Here is a 19,260-nt window from a genome sequence, read left to right as displayed (position 1 = left end):
CTCATATTTTTAATCATTATCATTGCCTTTATAATCAACTTATCTAAAAAAGGACACGTCTGTCTATGTCTGCCTCGCCCTTAACACCACTTGACTATATTGCAGAAGGCTACTGGCAAGATTTCTTAGCTGGGCGTCCTATCGCAGGTGGGATCGCATATGAGACACAGCTGCATAATTGTGCGCTAGATGAGTCGCTTGAGAGCTTACAGCGTATCGACACGCTATTGTCTCAGGTACGGCGTGACATGATCAAAGGCGGTATATGGAACGAGGCGACGCTATTGGTCGATGAGCACTATCGCAACTTTATGGTATTTTTAGGATTTTATGCAGGTCGCGTATTGGCACAGCAGTGGGAAAATAGACCACGCTGGTATGGTCAGTTTGAGCTACGTAAGCGCTATCCAGAATTGTCATTGATTACCGATGACTTTTATCAGCATATGGCGGTTGGCTATGGTGATAATAATGCGGCGACTGATGCTCTGCCTTTATTTTTTCCTTTAGAGCCAATAGGGCTACGTCTATTTGGCAATATTGATCGGCCGTTTAAAGCGGTACAAGGTGGACAAGCGGCGAGTGGACTATACCAAGCAGTCAGCGCAAGATTGCCAGATTTATCGGATCAAGCGAATTCTTTGAAAATTTCTAGTGGTCAAGCGACCGAGGTCGCAACGAATAATACGACCCAAAGCATTCACTCAACGATAGATTCGAGTACGACTATCAGTACAAGTCAATCTGCTAAGCACTATGAGCCCTCAGAGGACGTACCAGTAAATAATGAATTCGATGATGTTAATGTAGTATCAGCCAATATCGAGCGCCCTTCTGCTGCAACTACTGTATCTGAACCATTAGTGAGTAACGCGCCGCACCAACCAGATCCTCAAGTAAATCCTGAGCTGACGAAGATAGAGTCGCCAATCACTAAGCCTACATCGACTGTGAAAATCCCACCGACACCAGAGTTATTTACCCAGCTGCTCATAGAGTTAGATGAGATTGAGGTACCACAAGCATCAGGCGCTAGTGAATATCAGCAAGCTTGCAAAGTTCTCGATCAGTTTGAGCGGCACATTGGCAAGCAGGACAAACCGCGTGGCCAAGTTGTCTTTTCAGACAATCATATAGCAGCAAAAAACAAAGCATTGCTAGCATTACAGGCCGCTGCAGAAGCGGGTAATACGGCTGCTATGCTGCGCTTGGCGATGTATGAGTTGCTTGGCGAAGGACTCACGGCAGATAATGAGGAAGCTAAAAAATCTGGTGTAGAATGGGTGAAGCAAGCCGCTAGCAAAAACGACAGCCGTGCCCAGCGTTTGCTTAGTAAGCTGTACTATCAAGGGGTAGGCGTATCACAAGATATTGATAGTGGCAAATACTGGCTAGAGCAAGCCGCAGACAACGGACATACGGAAGCTGCAAATCTAGTACGACAATGGGAGCAAGCGCAAGCATTGATCACGACACAAAAACAAGAGCAACACAGTATCAAGCGCTATCAGTTACTGTTTGGTGCAGTGATCATAGTCGCGGTATTGATACTGATTATCGTCTAATCGCTATTTACTCAGTAAACTTTTAAAAGTTTATTGTTACGCGCTGATTTCAGGTAGAATTGGCGCGTTTTTACATTTACCTTTCTGCTGTTTGATTCATTACTAATCTGGGCTACTCCATGCCATCATCTCATACTTCATCTGACGCCTCGTCCAACTCCACTGATACCATGCTACTAGACAATAAGCCGCTGACTGATCGTACAGTGTACCAGACGCCATTTTATTATCAGTTTCTGATCGGTGTGTTAAAGCCGCTATACCGTCTGCAAGTATGGCGCCGCTCTCACAAACGTGACAATTATCAGCAAGAAGTTGCTCAGCGTTTTGGCAAGCAGTATCCAGCGCGTCCAGAGACTACTGGTCACAGTAATAACAGTAATAACAGTAATAAAGGTGTGATTTGGTGTCATGCGGTATCGCTGGGTGAGACCAATACGGTTGCGCCTTTATTAGACGCATTACTGGCTAGTGGCTATCAGATATGGTTGACCAATACTACGCAAACAGGGTTCGCTCGCGGAGCCAGTCGGTTTGCAGATGAAATCGCTCAAAACCGCATGAGCCACAGTTATGTCCCTGTCGATACTCCTGCCGTGATTGAGACATTTTTGACGCATGTACAGCCTATCGCCGCGCTGTTTGTCGAAACTGAACTATGGGCGAATATCTTGACCAAGCTTGCTGAGCATCAGATACCAAGTATTCTAGTCAATGGTCGTCTCTCGGTTTCTTCTTTTAAAAGTTACCAAAAAATCGGTGCGGTGAGCACCAGCATGATGAAAAACCTTGCGCTCATCATTGCGCAAGACAGCGATTCTGCTAAACGCTTCCGTCAATTGGGGGCGGATAGCGCACAGATCCGCGTGGCAGGGTCGCTAAAGTGGGTCATCAATACGCCCAAAATCGATGATAAGGCGATTGATTCTAGTGAGCAGGCTGGTGATACAGAAGAGGCACGTGCGCAGATACCCTCTAAGAAAAATGCGCTCGCCAAAAAAAATGAGCTGGCAAAAGCGTTTGCGATAGCAGACCGACCAGTTTGGGTGGCAGCAAGCACTCATAATGGCGAAGAAGAGACGGCGCTATCGTTACATCAGCAGATCTTATCGCATTCATCACTAGCCAATACATTACTTATCATCGTGCCTAGGCATCCTGAACGCTTTGATGAAATTGCATCATTGATCGAAAAGACTGGGCTAGTAATGGCACGGCGCAGTCTTGATGAGGGCATCAATGCAGACACGCAAGTCTATCTGGCGGACAGCATGGGTGAGATGATGACTTGGTATACACTGGCAAATGTCGCATTGGTTGGAGGGTCGCTAGTAGATATAGGCGGACACAATCCAGTTGAGCCTGCTAGCGTGGCAACACCTGTCATCATGGGTCGTTACACCCAATCGTGCCAAAGCGTGGTCGATAAGCTGGCCGAGGTAGGGGCTTTATATCAGCCAAACAATAAATTTTATCGTCCAATCACGATAAATGGTTCAAATGAGTGCGCTAAAATTATAGCAAATCATCAGCACGGTACTGATAGCGCTGATGACACCGCACTTGTTTATCAGTGGCTAGAGACTTGGTTAAGTGATTTGCCATTAGCGATACACGCAGGGCAGGCTGGTGAGACAATAACCGTACAACAGCAAGCAGTGTTGACTCGTCAGTTTACGATGATTGAGGACGTTATTGAGCAATATTTTCCTCAAAATTTAGGGCAAGAGATATTATGAATTGTATATTACTGCCCGTTGAAAATTTCTCTGCAAACACGGCAAGTATCAATGCCCTAGCACAAGTCGACCATGTCAATAACATACTGGGCGCAAAAGTCGGTGACACACTCAAAATTGGGCAACTTGGTGGCAATCTTGGTACAGCTGTCATTGAGGGCATTGCTGCTGATAGCATTCAGTTATGTGACGTTCAGCTCACTATTACCCCGCCTGATAAACTGGATTTGACGGTTGTTTTAGCGCTGCCACGGCCAAAAGTATTGCGGCGTTTAATCATGGATATGACGGCGCTTGGCGTACGTGATATTGTGCTTGTCAACAGCTATCGCACGCAAAAAAGCTATTGGCAAAGTCCGATGCTCGAGCGTCTTGATGAGTTTGTATTAGAAGGGTTGCAACAAGGAGTTGATACCATTGCACCTCGCATTACGCTACAAAAACGATTTAAGCCATTTGTCGAAGATACGCTTACCAGTTTGGTGAGTAATCAAGCCATCGTTGCACACCCTTATGCTGAGCAGTCATTTTCTGAATTTCGACAATTAGATGCAGCATTAGAATTACCCAGTTTGCTCTGCATCGGCGCTGAGGGCGGTTGGATCGATTATGAGATAGCGCTACTCGCCGCGCACGGGTGCACGCCAGTACATATAGGGCCGCGTATATTGCGTACAGAAGCGGCGGTCAATGTTATGTTAGGGCAGTGGTTGCTCTAAATTGGTTTGGCATTCGTTACTATATTGGCCATTCACAAGATTATAGGAGTACAAAAACACAAGAGCTGTTTTTGGCACAACTTAGCTTTAGAAAATGACTAATAAGCCAAATAATTTCAGCATCTTGGGTTAGATAAATGTATTGATAATTAATCTCATTTCTATTAGTATGTTGTTTCCATAATTATGGTCCAACGAATCCCAACAAACAGGGGCTTTGACCATTTTATCTCACTATTTGCCGTATCTTTTTTATCGCATTACTATGGGGAAAACCATGCCACTGAACACCGTCCGCACTAATCTAGTCACCACCAAGCCTGCATTGTCTGCTGCCATATTTGGCCTGATGTTGGGAATGGTTGGCTGTAGCAATTCTTCTACAACCGAAGACAGCGTGGAGACAGAGACAACAGAGGCTGGTACTGAAACTGAACAGCAAGCAGCGAATGATGACGGTGCAACCAGTGCAGATGGTCAAACAATTACTATTTATTCTTCACGTAATGAGCAGCTGATTAAGCCATTGCTAGACCGCTATACTGAACAGACTGGTGTCAAAATCGAACTTGTCACAGACAAAACTGGTCCACTGATGGCGCGCCTGCAAGCGGAAGGTCAAAACACTCCAGCTGACATGCTACTGACGGTTGATGCTGGTAACTTATGGCAAGCAGCGCAGCAAGGGTTGCTACAACCAGTAGCGTCGTCTGTGCTAGAGGCCAATGTCCCTGCAAAGTATCGTGATCCAAAAGGTCAGTGGACAGGTCTATCACTGCGCGCGCGTACGATCTTTTATGACCCAAGCAAAGTCAGCGCCGATCAATTATCGACTTATGCAGATCTGGCGGATCCAAAGTGGAAAGGCAAACTATGCTTGCGTACTTCTAAAAAGGTATATAACCAGTCGCTTGTCGCCAGCATGATAGAGCATTTGGGTGAAGAGAAAACAGAAGCTGTTATCCGTGGTTGGGTTGATAATCTTGCCACTGACGTATTCAGCGATGACACCGCCATGCTAGAGGCGATTGCTGCTGGTCAGTGTGAAGTCGGTATTGCCAACAGTTATTACTATGGCCGTCTATTAGACGAAAAACCAAACTTCCCTGTGAAAATATTCTGGGCAAACCAAGGCACCACTGGTACACACGTAAACGTTTCAGGCGCGGGCGTGGTTGCAGGGTCAGACAATCCAGACGGTACGCTTAAACTGATTGAGTGGTTGTCATCTGATGAGGCGCAAGGTCTTTATGCCAGCTCAGACAAAGAATTTCCAGTCAAAGAAGGGATTGATGAGTCAGAAATGCTGAGATCTTGGGGTGAGTTCAAAAAAGACGATATCAACGTACAGAAATTTGGTGAGCTACAAACTCAAGCCATTCAAATGATGGACAAAGCGGGTTATAAATAAAGGACTGCCAGTCATCGTGATACCAAGCTCAAAATCATCTTTTTGAAGAACAGTTTTTAAAGAATAGTTTTTAAAAAAAAGCCTTTAAAGATAAGTCATTAAGAATTAGTTGCTAAAGTAATGACGATTTTGAGTTTGGTCTATGCTTAAAAAGCCTTGATGAGTGAGTATGACACGGTAATGATACTATGATCACAACGCCAGATGCGTCTGTTAGTCAAAACGATACAGTCAATGACAGTGCTAATGACACTCAGACGATCAGTCAAGACCATGCCCTTCGTAAACGTATTATCTCGAAATCAGTCTTAGGGCTGATTTCGTTGTTTATGCTGGTGCCGATTTTGATTGTGTTGTTATCGTGGACGCAACCAGTCGCAGACATTTGGACGCATATGGCAGAATATGTACTGCCACAAGTGCTCAAAAATACTGCGATTTTGTTGTTTATGGTGACTGTTATATCGGGCACTATCGGTACGGTTTTGGCTTGGATAACCAGCATGTACCGCTTCCCTGGTCAGCGGTTTTTTTCATGGGCACTCATGTTGCCGCTTGCCATACCGGCTTACGTATTGGCATTTGTCACCATTGGTATTGTTGATTTTAGTGGGCCGTTACAGACAGGGCTGCGCGATTTTGGTATCACGACAGCGATTCCTTCAATACGCAATGTATGGGGCGCTGGTCTCATTTTATCATTGGCATTCTATCCTTATGTGTATTTGCTGGCACGTCAGGCGTTTTTGTCGCAAGGTAGAAGGGCGATTGAAGCAGGGCAGATGCTAGGTTTGAGCCGTAGCCGTGTGTTTTTCCGGTTGGCATTACCACAAGCATTGCCGTGGATCATCGGTGGCTTATTGCTAGCAAGTATGGAAACATTGGCAGATTTTGGCGCGGTTTCGGTATTCAATGTCGATACTTTTACCACGGCTATTTATAAGGCATGGTTTGGTTTCTTTAGTCTAACCACTGCCGCGCAGCTGGCTGCATTGCTCATCGGTGTGATCTTTATCGTAGTACTGTTTGAGCAGTATTGGCAGGCCAAGCGCGGTAGTTCGATTACGCAAGGCAGCAATCAGCGTTTTGATGCCAGTACCCCTGCCAAAATAGGTATGAGCTTGCTGTGTACGTTTGTATTTTTGCTGGCTTTTTTAGTGCCGTTTTTGCAGCTGATTTATTGGACAGCGTTAAACTTTCGCCAAGATTTTGATGCACGTTATATTGATTTTGTCCTCAATAGCCTCATGATTGCTAGTATGACCACGCTTTTTATTGCCTTTTTGGCAGTGATTATTGCGTGGATAAAGCGGCAATATCCTGATAAATCGACCAAGCTAATGACCACATTGGCCAATTTAGGTTACGTTGTGCCGGGTACGGTATTGGCAGTGGGTATTTTTATCCCCATTGCGTGGCTAGACAATCAAATGATTGCTTTTGGTATTACCTCGACGCAAATACTCTCAGGCAGTGTCATCGTTATGCTATTGGCATTGTCGACGCGTTTTATGACGGTAAGTTTTCAGCCAGTAGATCGGCAGTTGCAACGATTGACCGTCAATCAAGAGGCGGCAGCTAAGTTGCTGAGTGACAGTGCTTACCAACGTTGGCGTCATGTGATGCTACCGGTGCTCAGCCCTGGGGTGCTCACAGCATTGTTAATGGGGTTTGTTGAAGTAATGAAAGAGATGCCGATCACATTGATGACACGCCGGCAGGGCTGGGATACGCTGGCGGTACGCGTGTTTGAAATGACAAGCGAAGGCATGTGGGGACGGGCGGCATTACCGAGCCTATTGATTGTACTGGTTGGATTGCTTCCTGTTTGGATACTATTGCGTCAAAGTGACAAACAAAGCTAACCGCGATTTCTTCGTATATATTTGCCATGTTTAATGGTGCTTGACCCAATTTATATTATAATTTTTACTGCTTTATCCAACATTGTATTTACTAATAGCGAACTGGGATTGTCTATGTACACTGATTCAATGAACGACTCATCAGACGCTCAGTCCGTAAAGACTGGAGCACGCATTACTCCTGTCAAACAATCACCAGTAGTGCAAACTCGGACAGCCCAATCTCAACATAACAAGCCTGTAGAACAAGCCGATACTGTGAGCACTATCGCGAGCAATCCTTATTTTAGCGTACAAAACTTAATCGTTGGCTATGACGATACCATCATCGTCAATGGTATGTCTCTAGTATTAGAGCAAGGAGAGATTGGATGCTTCTTGGGTTATAGCGGCTGCGGTAAAACCACGGCCTTACGAGCGATTGCCGGTTTAGAGCAAAGCCGCGGCGGTACTATTCATTTAAACAATCAGCGTCTAACGGAAAAAACAGCTCGCCAATCATTTGCCGTGGCGCCAGCCAAGCGCGGCATGGGGATGGTGTTTCAAGATTATGCGCTTTTTGGTCATTTAAGTGTGGCAAAAAACATTGCCTTTGGTCTTAATAAATGGTCATCTGCTGATAAAAAAGCACGAGTGGCGGAGATGCTAAGCCTAGTCGAACTGACTGAGCATGCGGATAAACGTCCAAATGAGCTGTCTGGTGGTCAGCAGCAGCGCGTGGCGCTTGCAAGGGCGCTTGCACCGAAGCCTAAATTACTACTACTTGATGAGCCATTTTCTAACCTAGACGTGGTATTACGCGAATCCTTGGCAATGAATGTCCGTGATATTCTCAAACGCACCAATACCACCGCAATCTTGGTCACTCACGATCAAAACGAAGCGTTTGCGTTAGCAGATAAAGTTGGGGTCATGAACAAAGGTAAGCTTGTGCAATGGGCGACCCCAAGCGAGCTGTATCATGAGCCAGTCAGTCCTTTTGTCGCTGAGTTCGTCGGCGAAGGCGCGATGATAGACGGTATCATCAAAGAAGGCCATGTGGAGACGGCGCTTGGCAATATTTATCGCCGTATGGAAGTCTACGATGAGTCAGGCCAACCGCAATATTGCGCGTATGATTATCCCAATGGCACACCAATCAAGGTACTCGTGCGCCCTGATGATATTATCCATGACGATGATAGTACGCAGACAGCCTTAGTTATTGGACGTGTGTTTCGCGGTGCCAACTATTTGTACCGTCTACAGTTAGATGATGGACAGACTGTGTTGTCATTGGTTGCCAGCCATCATAATCATGAAATTGGCTCACATATTGGTATTTTGCCGTTATTAGAGCATGTGGTGGTATTTGACGAAAAAGAAGTCAATGCCACCACTTGGTCAGAATACGATCGATCACTAAAGGTTGATGAGGATGTTTAGCACCCTTCAAAAATTTTGAGTGGTTGTCTAAATTTATCGTTTAGCCAAAATATGCAAATATCTTCCAAGCCATTTGTATGGCTCTAACTGTGAGTAACGTAACTCCATCCTTATCACCGCATCTGGGTCGTTATGACCGCCACGCTTAAGCGGTGCATAGTCATGAAATACTCGTAGACCACTGCTGCGTACCGTCTGATAATCATGCGCTTTGAGCCAAGACTCCACTTCTTCCTTAGCGACAGGATGATTGGGTGTCAGACTTTTTTTGTTGTCTGCCTTATAGTCTGTATTATCAAGTAAGTTAAAGTTGCCCATAATGAGGTTGCGATAATCAAAGCTTGCAGGGTTATAAAAGCACAAAGACAGCGCGCCATCATCGGTTAGATATTGATCAAAGAAGTCCATGACGGCAGCGGGCTCTGCCAACCATTCGAGTAGCGCGTGCGACATGATCAAATCAAACTTTTCTGTCTCTGTCTGAGCCAGTTTTTCTTCAAGCGCCTGATAAGGGCAGACGTACCATGTGATGTCTAGCGCTTGATCGATTTGTTCTGCACTCGCTTTTGCCTTTTCAAGCATATTTGCTGATATATCATTAATGACTATGCTATGACCTTGAGTAGCAAGCTCTATGGCAATTTGTGCAAGCCCTGCGCCCACATCTAAGATACGCAGCGGTCGTCCTAAGGCCTTACTCATCTGCGCACTGTATTCAAAAATGTCACGGCGTAATACCGCCAGTCTAATCTCTCCCTTTAATCCGCCGTAGACCTTTTTTTCAAAATGATCGGCAATGGCATCGAAGCTACGATCGGCACGTGTGTCTTCTTGCGCTGTGGCTTGGTTTAGGCCAAGTTGGTTGTTTTGATGTTCAGTTGTCATAAGGCGTTCAGATCAATAGATGAGAGGTTGAGAGCAATAAAAATATTCAGTATAGCCTAGCGTTTCAAACGTCTATTAATGACCCATTTAAAAACGACCTTGGCTAAAACAATAATGACAAATACGACGATAACAAATACCCACATACCGTTGCCTTGTAGGTTTTCTTGATAGGCTTTTGCTAAATATGCTGATAAAGCCATAGCGACTAAAAGTGTTCCCCAACGGACATAGGGTACAGCGCGATTGTTATGATTAGGAAAGCTAGCAACATAATCGCTCGAAAAGCTATATAGCACCATTGCTAAAATCCAAATAATCGCAAGAATGATATCCATAATAAAAGCAGCCTGTTAGGTCGTTATTTGAGTTCTATAAAAGATGAGTTAGTGTAACGCTTAGGATTTTTTTGTCCAGCGTCACTAAAAAAATAGCTTCATTGACATGATTTGAACCATAATATACTTATGAAAATAGTACGGTTATGAAAACCATTAGCTCATGTTAGAACAATTGGTAGGCTCTGTTCAGGTAGAATGGGCGGAGTATCTCATTGTTTCGCAGATGGTAAGTTTGTTTGCAAAAATAGCAAAATCAGTTAATCAAAAAAAACCTGCTACTAAAATTATTTTAATGTGTGTCAATAATTCAAAATATCACTGTGAATGAACCGCTTGGCTTGATTTTAATGGTAGCCAGAACCCCCTAAATCAGCAAATTTGTGCTAAAATAGCTTCTTTTATTAAACATTAAAACTATCGCTATTTTCCTATTGTTTTGCACGTGTAGCAGTGTTTTTTTATGGTATGTATTTTGGTCATGACTGCCCATTTATGTGGCAGTATTTTTATATGATCTATGGGTGCCATAAGCGATGTGTCAACGCTAGAAAAAAATGTGAGTGAAGGAGTGTATATGAGCGAATCGGTCAGTCCTATTGGCATCGTAGATGAACTAAAGCAGTCGTATTTGGATTATGCGATGAGCGTGATCGTCTCGCGTGCGCTGCCTGATGTGCGTGATGGGTTCAAACCTGTACACCGCCGCGTGATGTATGCCATGCACGTGCTATCAAACGACTATAATAAACCGTATAAAAAATCAGCACGTGTGGTCGGTGATGTGATCGGTAAGTACCATCCACATGGCGATAGTGCAGTGTATGACGCCATCGTACGTATGGCGCAGGATTTTAGCTTGCGCTACCCAATGGTTGATGGTCAAGGTAACTTCGGTTCGATCGATGATGATCCTCCGGCAGCGATGCGTTATACTGAAGTACGTATGACCAAGCTGACTCACCAGATGCTGGCAGACTTGGACAAAGACACGGTCGATTGGGAAGACAACTACGACGGCTCTGAGCGCATGCCAAGCGTGATGCCAGCGCGTATTCCTAACCTGTTGGTCAATGGCGCGACAGGTATTGCTGTTGGTATGGCGACCAATATGGCACCGCACAATCTGACCGAAGTGATCAATGCTTGTCTTGCCTATGCTGAAAACCCACAAGTCTCAGCTGAAGAGCTGATGTCACACATCTCAGGCCCTGATTTCCCTACCGGCGGTATTATCTATGGTCGCGCTGGCATTTTAGATGCTTATCGTACGGGTAAAGGTCGTCTGCATATTCGTGGTCGTTATCATATTGAGCCGATGAGTAATACTGGTGTCAACCGTGACCGCGAGCGTATTGTATTTACCGAAGTCCCTTATCAGGCCAATAAAGCCAAACTAATCGAGCGTATTGCAGAGCTGGTTCGTGATAAGAAAATCGAAGGCATTAGCGAGATTCGTGATGAGTCTGATAAAGACGGTATGCGTATCGCTATTGACTTACGTCGCGGCGAGACTGCCGAAGTTATTGTTAATAACTTGTTCTTGCAAACGCCGCTTGAGTCTAGTTTTAGTATCAATATGGTCGCGCTCGATAATGGTCAGCCAAAGCTATTGACTCTACGTCAGCTTATCGCTGCATTTGTCCGTCATCGTCAAGAAGTGGTGACTCGCCGTACGATTTATGAATTGAACAAAGCCCGTGTTCGTGGCCACCTGCTCGAAGGTTTAACGGTTGCACTAGCCAATATCGATGAAATTATTGCGACGATTAAAGCGTCAGCAAACCGTGGATTGGCACGCGAAAGCCTATTGAACAACACGTGGGGCTCAGGCAGTGTCGTTGCGATGCTTACCGCTGCTGGTAGTCAGTCTGTACGCCCCGAGTTTATCGAAGGCGAAGATCCTAAAGCGCCGTTTGGTCTGATCGAGGGCAAAGAGCGCTATCGCTTATCACTTGAGCAGGTCAATGCCATTTTAGACATGCAATTGCATCGCTTGACGGGTCTTGAGCAGGACAAATTGACCGAAGAGTACCAAGACTTACTGCGTGAAATCGCGCATTTAGAATCTATCCTTGGCGATTTTGATAAGCTAATGACTATTATCTCTAATGAGATGATTGAGATTCGTGATAACTTTGGTGATGAGCGTCGTACCGACATCATCGACTCACGTATGGATTTCAACCGCGAAGACCTTATTCCTGAGCAGACTGTTGTGATGACGGTGTCGCGTACTGGCTATGCCAAGACTCAGCCGATTGATGATTATGTCGCGCAAAAACGTGGCGGTAAAGGTAAGTCTGCAACCGCGATGAAAGAAGATGATGTGATTGACCATTTAGTCGTGACATCAACCCATTCGACTGTTTTGTGTTTCACGGACAGCGGGCGTGTCTTTAGCTTACGCGGATTTGAAGTGCCAATTGCCAGTCGCGGTGCTCGTGGTCGTCCATTGGTTAATTTGATTGGTTTAAATAGCGACGAAACCGTTACGACGATATTGCCAATTCCAAAAATTGTAGAAGATACATCAGTAGTAGCTGAGGTATCAGAGCATAGCAATGATGACGATTCGGTAGAAGATAGCAATCAAGCAGAGCCACCTTTCGTATTCTTTGCCACGGCTAATGGTACAGTGAAGCGCGTAGAGCTGAAGCAGTTTGCCAATATTCGTTCGAACGGCTTGATTGCGGTTGGTCTAGAAGATGGTGATAAATTGGTCAGCGCTCGCATTACTAATGGTAGCCAAGAAGTGATGTTGTTTGCTTCAAGTGGTAAAGCGATTCGTTTTGATGAGAATGATGCTCGCGCGATGGGCCGTACGGCGAAAGGCGTCCGCGGTATGCGTTTGGCTACTGATGAATTTATCAAATCATTGGTCGTTATCGAAGATGATGTACATGAAATCTTGATTGCTTGTGAAAACGGCTTTGGTAAGCGTACCCTTATCGAAGAGTTTAATACGCAAAACCGTGGCGGTGGCGGTGTAATCGCCATTAAGACCAGTGAGCGTAATGGCGCATTGGTACGAGCGACTAAGGTTGACGCTACCGATGACATTATTTTAATCTCTGACAAAGGAACGCTAGTACGTACGCCAGTTGAGCATGTCGCTAGCTCTGGTCGTAATACACAGGGTGTCACGCTCATTCGTTTGTCAAAAGATGAAAAATTAGTCGCTATGGCGCGTGTTGAGCACGAAGAGGGCGATGATGAATTAGTCGATGCGATGAAAGAAGATGGGACGTTTGATGTAGAAGGTCAAGAGCAGATAGATATCGATGCTGCAACTAACGATACCGCTTTGAGCGATGCCAACGACGTTATCGATATTGCCAACGATTATACATTGGATAATGATGCAGTAGACGATGACGAGTAATAGTCTTGGTAGTTAGCTTTTCAGTCTAGTTTCTGATCATTGTCCTAGAAAAAAGCCTCTGACGTTATCGTCGGAGGCTTTTATTTTTCATTCACTTTTTCTTAATAATGTACACAGGGTTTTACTTTTAAGGCTGTTGTTATGCTTACGACTAATCAAACTTTTCAGGGAACTGTCGCAGCGGTATCGTCGAGCTTTTTATTCTCGATGATGTTTTTGTTTGGGCTATTTATGCTGCCCTTAACGGGGACACAGGTAGCCTCATGGCGAGTGCTGATGATGTTGTTAAGTTTGGTCATCTTGCTCAGTTTGACCAAGCAATGGCAGCATGTCTTTGATTATATAAAGACACTTAAAACCTTGAAAGAATGGCTAATATTTATATTGCCTGCACCGATCTTGGGCGGCCAGATTTGGTTGTTTATGTGGGCACCCGTGAATGGATTTGGACTGGATGTCACCTTGGGCTATTTCTTATTGCCACTTGTGATGATTGTGCTTGGTCGATTTTTTTACCGTGAGAATATGAGTGTCTTGCAGTATGCGGCAGCGATACTGGCAGCACTCGGTATTGGCTACGACATTTTTCAATATGGTTCGGTGTCTTGGGTGACGCTATTTGTATGTTTGGGTTATCCGCCGTATTATCTATTGCGCCGCACGCTTGCTGTACCGCCCATTACTGGCTTGTTGTTTGATTTGACATTGCTGACGCCAGTGGTACTGATCATGCTTTATCTCACTGGTGGTTTTAGTGTGGCGGCACAAAATATGAAGTTTTGGTACCTACTGCCATTGCTGGGTGCATTTAGTGCACTAGCAATGTCCCTGACGATGATTGCGAGTAGCAAGTTGCCGGTCTCGTTATTTGGGGCACTGAGTTATATCGAGCCGCTGCTATTATTTGTGTTGTCCATTACCGTTCTGAGTCAAAGTCTTGATGAAGGTGGCTCGCTCTTTATGTACGGCATGATTACACTTGCTCTAGTAGTCATGATAATCGATAGTGCGATAGGCTATCTCGTTCGTCAGCGTAATGACCGCTTGCATGGATATAGAGAGCTTCAGATTGGCGGCTTTCCGCCGCGTCGTCATTTTATCAATCAGCGTATCGATGGTGTGCTAAAAGCGCATCGCTTTCGCAAAATTCGTCGTTATCAAAAAAAGATGGATAAGATACAGCAAAAACTCGAACAACTTGATGCAAAATAAGCACTTATATACATTAAATTTACTGGATGTAGAAATTAATGCACTAGATGCACAGTAGCATTGCTTATCTATGCCGACTTTGACATAATGCGGCCCATGATGTAGCAAGATACATTAAAAGCGTTTATCTTAGATTGCGCGACGACCTTATATGCAAAAGCCTCAGACGTTATCGTCTGAGGCTTTTGTTTTTTTTTAAAATTGCAAAGGATGTGCCCCCATCTCTAAAGGCTGTTGTGATGTTGACTACTAACCAAACCTCGCAGGGTACGATCACTGCTGTGGCTGCAAATTTTTTATACTCATTGCTGTTCCTATTTGGTTTGCTGTTGCAACCGTTATCAGGTACGCAAGTTGCTTCGTGGCGTGTGCTGACGATGTTTTTTAGTCTGGTGCTGCTAGTGAGTGTGCTAAAGCAGTGGCAGCATATTTTTGATTATCTAAAAACACTAAAAAACGCAAAAGAGTGGTTTTTATTTATATTACCCACTCCGATTTTGGGTGCGCAAATCTGGATGTTTATGTGGGCACCGGTCAATGGCTTGGGGCTTGAGGTGACGTTGGGCTACTTCTTATACCCGATGATCATGATCGTGGTTGGTCGCTTTTTTTATAATGAAGACATGAGCTTGCTACAGTGGGCTGCGATTATATGTGCAGGTCTTGGTATTGCTTACGATATCTTTGAGTATGGCGCAATCTCTTGGGCGACTTTGTTTGTGTGCTTGGGTTATCCGCCGTACTACTTGCTGCGTCGTAAACTGGCCGTACCACCTATCACAGGCTTGATCTCTGATCTTGTATTGCTGCTACCAGTCGTACTGGTTGCGCTATATATGAATGGCGGTTTTGAGGTGGCAATCACCAACCATAAGCTTTGGTATCTGTTGCCATTATTGGGCATCATCAGTACTGCTGCGATGTCACTGACGATGGTCGCGAGTCAAAAGCTACCTGTCTCGTTGTTTGGGACTTTGTGCTACCTTGAGCCAGTATTTTTATTCATATTTTCGATTGCGATTTTGGATCGCAACTTACATGAAGGCGGCTCCATGCTGATGTATAGTATGATTTTTATCGCACTGCTGATTATGATTGCTGATAGCGCCCTTGGTTATCTGGCGCGCAAACGTGAAGACCGTTTACATGGCTACAATGAGCCACAAGTGGGCAGTTTTCCACCGCGCCGCCGTCTCAAAAATCGCCGTATCAAAGGCGTGCTAATTGCGCACCGCTTTCGCCAAATCAAAAAATATCAGCAAAAGATAGATAAGATGACGCGCAAGATTGAAGCACTACATGTAGAATAATGCGGATGATGACCGTGTCCTAGATATATGTAGAGCTGACTTGTCAGGCCGTACTTTCGTCACAGTTCTACAAAGTTGCAGTGTCAAAGGGGCAAAAATTACGCTATTATCGAGAACAGTGGTGTCATGTTTAATTCAAAACGTGGCGCCATATCTAAGAGATTATGGCTGATTTAAAACAATATATAACTAGGACGGTTTATGTTAACTTTGCATCATTTAAACAATTCGCGCTCGTTTCGTATTTTATGGCTACTAGAAGAGTTGGAGCTGGATTATGAGCTGACAACCTATGAGCGTACTAAGGCGTATCTTGCACCTGAGAGCTTAAAAAAAGTGCATCCGCTTGGTCACACGCCGGTGCTTGAAGTGGGTGATCGCGCTTTGGCTGAGTCAGGTTTTATCATCGAATATTTGCTCAGACACTATGATAAAGAACATCAGTTTAAGCCCGCTGATGATAATGAAGCGGCGTGGGAAGATTATACTTTTTGGTTGCATTTTGCCGAAGCCACGGCGATGCCACAATTAGTCATGCGTCTGGTATTTAGTAAAGTCGTTGAACGATCGCCTATGCTCATCAAGCCGATCAGTAAAGGTATTCGTAAACAAGTTGAAGATGGCATGATCAACAACAATATTATCAACAACTTAAATCTGATGGAGCAGCATCTACAAAATAGTCACTGGTTTGCAGGGGAGACGTTTAGTGCCGCTGATATTCAAATGTATATCGTAGTCGCCGCATCTAATGCGCGTGCAGGTATGGATCAATCTAAATACGCCAATCTATTGAACTGGCTCAAACGCTGTCAAGAACGCCCCGCTTTTAAGCGTGCTGAGGCAAAGGGCGGAACACCGCAGTTTTAAAAGATACTTGTATAAACACTTAAACACCTCTCAATGCTTGAGGTGATATTAGATAAAAGGTTTTGTTTATTCATAAGCAAAGCCTTTTTTAGGATAAAACAATGACAGACTTGAATACATCGCATCATGCAAAAACAAAGAAAGACACAGATGCTAAGCAGTCGCTAGATCAGAACTTGCAAAGCAAGCAAACGGTTGATAACCAGCAAGTATCTATCAAATCTTGGTCACAGAAGCTGCTGGTTGTGATTTTGTGTGCCGCTAGTTTTTATGGTGGCTGGAAATCTTATGAATCTAATATGGTCAATGAATGTACAGCCAATGGTGGACAAATGGTTGACGGTCAAAAAACCATGATATGCCAACGGTCCTAACCCATGCCTCTGATAAATAGAAGACATGACCTATGCTAAAATTAACCTTTTTGGGCACCTCCGCAGGCGTGCCAACCAAGCAGCGCAATGTGACTGCTTTGGCAATCGAGTGTTTGAATCCTCATGCGTCTGGTTCATCAAAAGGCAACCAGCCGCATAGCAACAGTCAAAATAAAAAGTCGCGCCCGTGGCTGCTCATTGATTGCGGCGAAGGCACACAGCAGCAATTACTGCATACCAAGCTCTCCTTACGTCAATTGACGGCTATTTGTATTACGCACGTCCATGGCGACCACTGTTATGGCCTGCCAGGGCTGCTGGCGAGTGCCGCGATGTCAGGTCGCCGTGAGCCATTGACGCTCATCGCACCAAAAGCCATCTCGGCGCTGCTTGATGCCTTTATCCTACATACTGAACTATATCTGCCATTTACCCTCAACTTTGTGTCGATAGAGGATCTGTTGTCGCAAGAAGACAATAAGAGTAAAGTAAAAATTGACTTGGATAATCAACATCAGCTGATGATAGAGGTTTATCCGTTATCGCACCGTGTGCCATCTCATGGATTTGGTATCACGCAGACCATCAGCCGTCGCACGCTTAACACGGATAAGCTCGTAGCAAATGGTATCCCAGCAAGTGCGCTGTGGGGCAAGCTACAACAAGGTGAAAATGTCATCACTGAGGATGGTCAGCACTTGCATTCAGCAGACTATATTCATGATGATGTGCAGCGGACAAAAGTAGTAATAGCAGGGGACAATGACACGCCAGAGTGTTTGAGTGAAGCAGTTATGGATGCGGATTTGTTGGTGCATGAGGCCACTTATACGCACGAGGTCATGATGGCTATTCAAGCCCGCAACCCTGATTTTGATCCCATGCATAGCAGCGCGCACATAGTGGGCACATTTGCGCAAAAGATGAGCTTGAAAAACATCATTTTGACCCACTTTAGCGCTCGTTATCAGAACTTTGATAATCCAGATAGCGAAACGCCAAATATGGCATATATCCGCTTAGATGCGCAAAGTGTCTATCAAGGCAATCTATGGCTGGCAGAAGATTTTGCTCAATATACCGTCAATGGGTTTATCGATTTGGCAGATAATCAAGAGAGCAGTCAAAAGGAGAGTCGCGTGCAGTATGTAGGCTCTGCACGCAGCAATTAGGCATGACTGTAAAGAGGTAAGTTTAAAGATATGGCTTAGCGGCTATGATTTACGGTCTTCAATAGCCAATTGTGTTTTGCCGCTCCAATAACGACTGAATTGATAAGCAACCCGACCTGAGCGTCCACCGCGTTCAGATGCCCAGCGCAAGGCGTCCATTCTGATTTTGTCAGGTAGATTTTCGCCGTCCACATCCATTTCATTATCAGTATCAATGCGAGCTGAAATTTTCCGTTGCTCTAAACTTAGATAATGCTGCACAATCTGTAAGTAAGTCTGCTGATCCATAGGATGAAAGGTCAAGGACAAGCCAAATCGATCTGATAACGACACGGTCTCGTCAATGGTCTCGTAAGGATTGACTTCATCCGTCTGCCCATTATAAATATCAAGATTGTCCTTCATCATCTGTGGTAGCAAGCGGCGGCGATTACTGGTGGCATAGACCAGTAGCTTGTCTTGCTCAGAGTCTAGCGCGCCATCAAGCACACTTTTTAGCGCGCGGTAACTCTCATCTTGACCATTAAACGCCAAGTCATCACAGTAGACGATATAGCGACAAGCGCAGTCCGCTGGCAGCGCATTAATCGCGGCACGAATCTTGTCTAGCACCTGTAGATCATCACGCGCAATCTCGATAATCCGTAACCCCTCACTGTGATAGGCTTGTAGCAATGCGCGAATCAGTGAGGATTTGCCGGCACCGCGTGTCCCTGTCATCAGGACGTGATTGGCAGGATAGCCTTTTAGGAACTGGCGGGTGTTTTGTACCAGCTTTGCTTTTTGCACATCAATACCTTGCAAATCCTCCAAGCTCAAAAATAGATTGACAGACAAAGGCTGCAGGTGACCAGTACGTCCACCGACCCAGCGATACGCAAGCTGGCTTGGGTCAATCTCAATGGTAGGTGTGACGTGTTCTTGCAGATACTGACTGAGCAACGCTAATAAAGGGGCGGGCAGGGCGTAGTTGTTAGACTGTGACATAAT

16 protein-coding genes are annotated in these 19,260 nt (G+C 45.0%); 13 read left to right on the top strand and 3 right to left on the bottom strand.

Translation table 11 applies throughout. From position 1 onward, the window contains the following. The first annotated feature begins 65 nt into the window (after positions 1–65). The 6 genes from ACTXGK_RS25960 (at position 66) to ACTXGK_RS25935 (ending at position 8,724) form a co-directional block, all read left to right on the top strand. A complete protein-coding gene (locus ACTXGK_RS25960; RefSeq protein WP_443517633.1) occupies positions 66–1,565 on the top strand; it encodes a tetratricopeptide repeat protein in 1,500 nt (499 codons plus the stop codon). A 119-nt stretch (positions 1,566–1,684) separates the two neighbouring features. Continuing rightward, entirely contained in the window at positions 1,685–3,304 is a 1,620-nt protein-coding gene (locus tag ACTXGK_RS25955) for a 3-deoxy-D-manno-octulosonic acid transferase (RefSeq protein ID WP_443517634.1), read from the top strand. Next, positions 3,301–4,023 (top strand): 16S rRNA (uracil(1498)-N(3))-methyltransferase, encoded by a 723-nt coding sequence (locus tag ACTXGK_RS25950; protein WP_443517635.1) that lies wholly within the window; start codon positions 3,301–3,303, stop codon positions 4,021–4,023. Before ACTXGK_RS25955 ends, ACTXGK_RS25950 begins: the two co-directional genes overlap by 4 nt. A 277-nt stretch (positions 4,024–4,300) precedes the next feature. After that, the gene (locus ACTXGK_RS25945; RefSeq protein WP_443517636.1) at positions 4,301–5,434 is read left to right on the top strand and encodes an extracellular solute-binding protein; all 1,134 of its coding nucleotides are present in this window, start codon (positions 4,301–4,303) and stop codon (positions 5,432–5,434) included. A gap of 188 nt (positions 5,435–5,622) precedes the next feature. After that, on the top strand, positions 5,623–7,299 hold the full coding sequence (locus ACTXGK_RS25940; protein ID WP_443517637.1) for an ABC transporter permease: 1,677 nt from the start codon (positions 5,623–5,625) through the stop codon (positions 7,297–7,299). A gap of 114 nt (positions 7,300–7,413) precedes the next feature. After that, positions 7,414–8,724, top strand: coding sequence for an ABC transporter ATP-binding protein (locus ACTXGK_RS25935; RefSeq protein ID WP_443517638.1), 1,311 nt, complete (start codon positions 7,414–7,416; stop codon positions 8,722–8,724). A 33-nt stretch (positions 8,725–8,757) separates the two neighbouring features. On the opposite strand, the gene ACTXGK_RS25930 is transcribed toward ACTXGK_RS25935, so the two are convergent. Further along, positions 8,758–9,609: a methyltransferase domain-containing protein gene (locus ACTXGK_RS25930; RefSeq protein ID WP_443517639.1), complete on the bottom strand. Its 852-nt coding sequence runs from the start codon at positions 9,607–9,609 to the stop codon at positions 8,758–8,760. Between the two features lie 56 nt (positions 9,610–9,665). Continuing rightward, on the bottom strand, positions 9,666–9,947 hold the full coding sequence (locus ACTXGK_RS25925; RefSeq protein WP_443517640.1) for a hypothetical protein: 282 nt from the start codon (positions 9,945–9,947) through the stop codon (positions 9,666–9,668). A 174-nt stretch (positions 9,948–10,121) separates the two neighbouring features. On the opposite strand from ACTXGK_RS25925, the gene ACTXGK_RS25920 reads away from it, so the two are divergent. The 7 genes from ACTXGK_RS25920 (at position 10,122) to ACTXGK_RS25890 (ending at position 18,270) form a co-directional block, all read left to right on the top strand. Next, positions 10,122–10,211, top strand: coding sequence for a YdcA family protein (locus ACTXGK_RS25920; protein WP_520883665.1), 90 nt, complete (start codon positions 10,122–10,124; stop codon positions 10,209–10,211). A 313-nt stretch (positions 10,212–10,524) separates the two neighbouring features. Further along, complete coding sequence (gyrA, locus tag ACTXGK_RS25915; RefSeq protein ID WP_443517641.1) at positions 10,525–13,332, top strand: DNA gyrase subunit A; 2,808 nt, start codon at positions 10,525–10,527, stop codon at positions 13,330–13,332. Positions 13,333–13,473: 141 nt separating this feature from the next. Further along, positions 13,474–14,544, top strand: a complete 1,071-nt coding sequence (gene rarD / locus ACTXGK_RS25910) for an EamA family transporter RarD (protein WP_443517642.1) — start codon at positions 13,474–13,476, stop codon at positions 14,542–14,544. Between the two features lie 239 nt (positions 14,545–14,783). Next, a complete protein-coding gene (rarD, locus tag ACTXGK_RS25905; protein ID WP_443517643.1) occupies positions 14,784–15,854 on the top strand; it encodes an EamA family transporter RarD in 1,071 nt (356 codons plus the stop codon). Positions 15,855–16,055: 201 nt separating this feature from the next. Continuing rightward, a complete protein-coding gene (locus ACTXGK_RS25900; RefSeq protein ID WP_443517644.1) occupies positions 16,056–16,724 on the top strand; it encodes a glutathione S-transferase in 669 nt (222 codons plus the stop codon). A 101-nt stretch (positions 16,725–16,825) separates the two neighbouring features. Next, positions 16,826–17,098 (top strand): hypothetical protein, encoded by a 273-nt coding sequence (locus ACTXGK_RS25895; RefSeq protein ID WP_201601324.1) that lies wholly within the window; start codon positions 16,826–16,828, stop codon positions 17,096–17,098. A 32-nt stretch (positions 17,099–17,130) separates the two neighbouring features. After that, positions 17,131–18,270, top strand: a complete 1,140-nt coding sequence (locus tag ACTXGK_RS25890; protein WP_443517645.1) for a ribonuclease Z — start codon at positions 17,131–17,133, stop codon at positions 18,268–18,270. A 42-nt stretch (positions 18,271–18,312) separates the two neighbouring features. Here ACTXGK_RS25890 and ACTXGK_RS25885 read toward each other — a convergent pair whose 3' ends face one another. After that, positions 18,313–19,257 (bottom strand): ATP-binding protein, encoded by a 945-nt coding sequence (locus ACTXGK_RS25885; protein WP_443517646.1) that lies wholly within the window; start codon positions 19,255–19,257, stop codon positions 18,313–18,315. Between the last annotated feature and the right edge of the window lie 3 nt (positions 19,258–19,260).

It is taken from the genome of Psychrobacter sp. T6-5 (genome assembly GCF_052258485.2).
In the GTDB taxonomy this organism is placed as follows: Bacteria; Pseudomonadota; Gammaproteobacteria; order Pseudomonadales; family Moraxellaceae; genus Psychrobacter.
The sequence above is the reverse complement of the archived record's forward strand: the minus strand, read 5'-3'. Positions and strand labels throughout refer to the sequence as shown.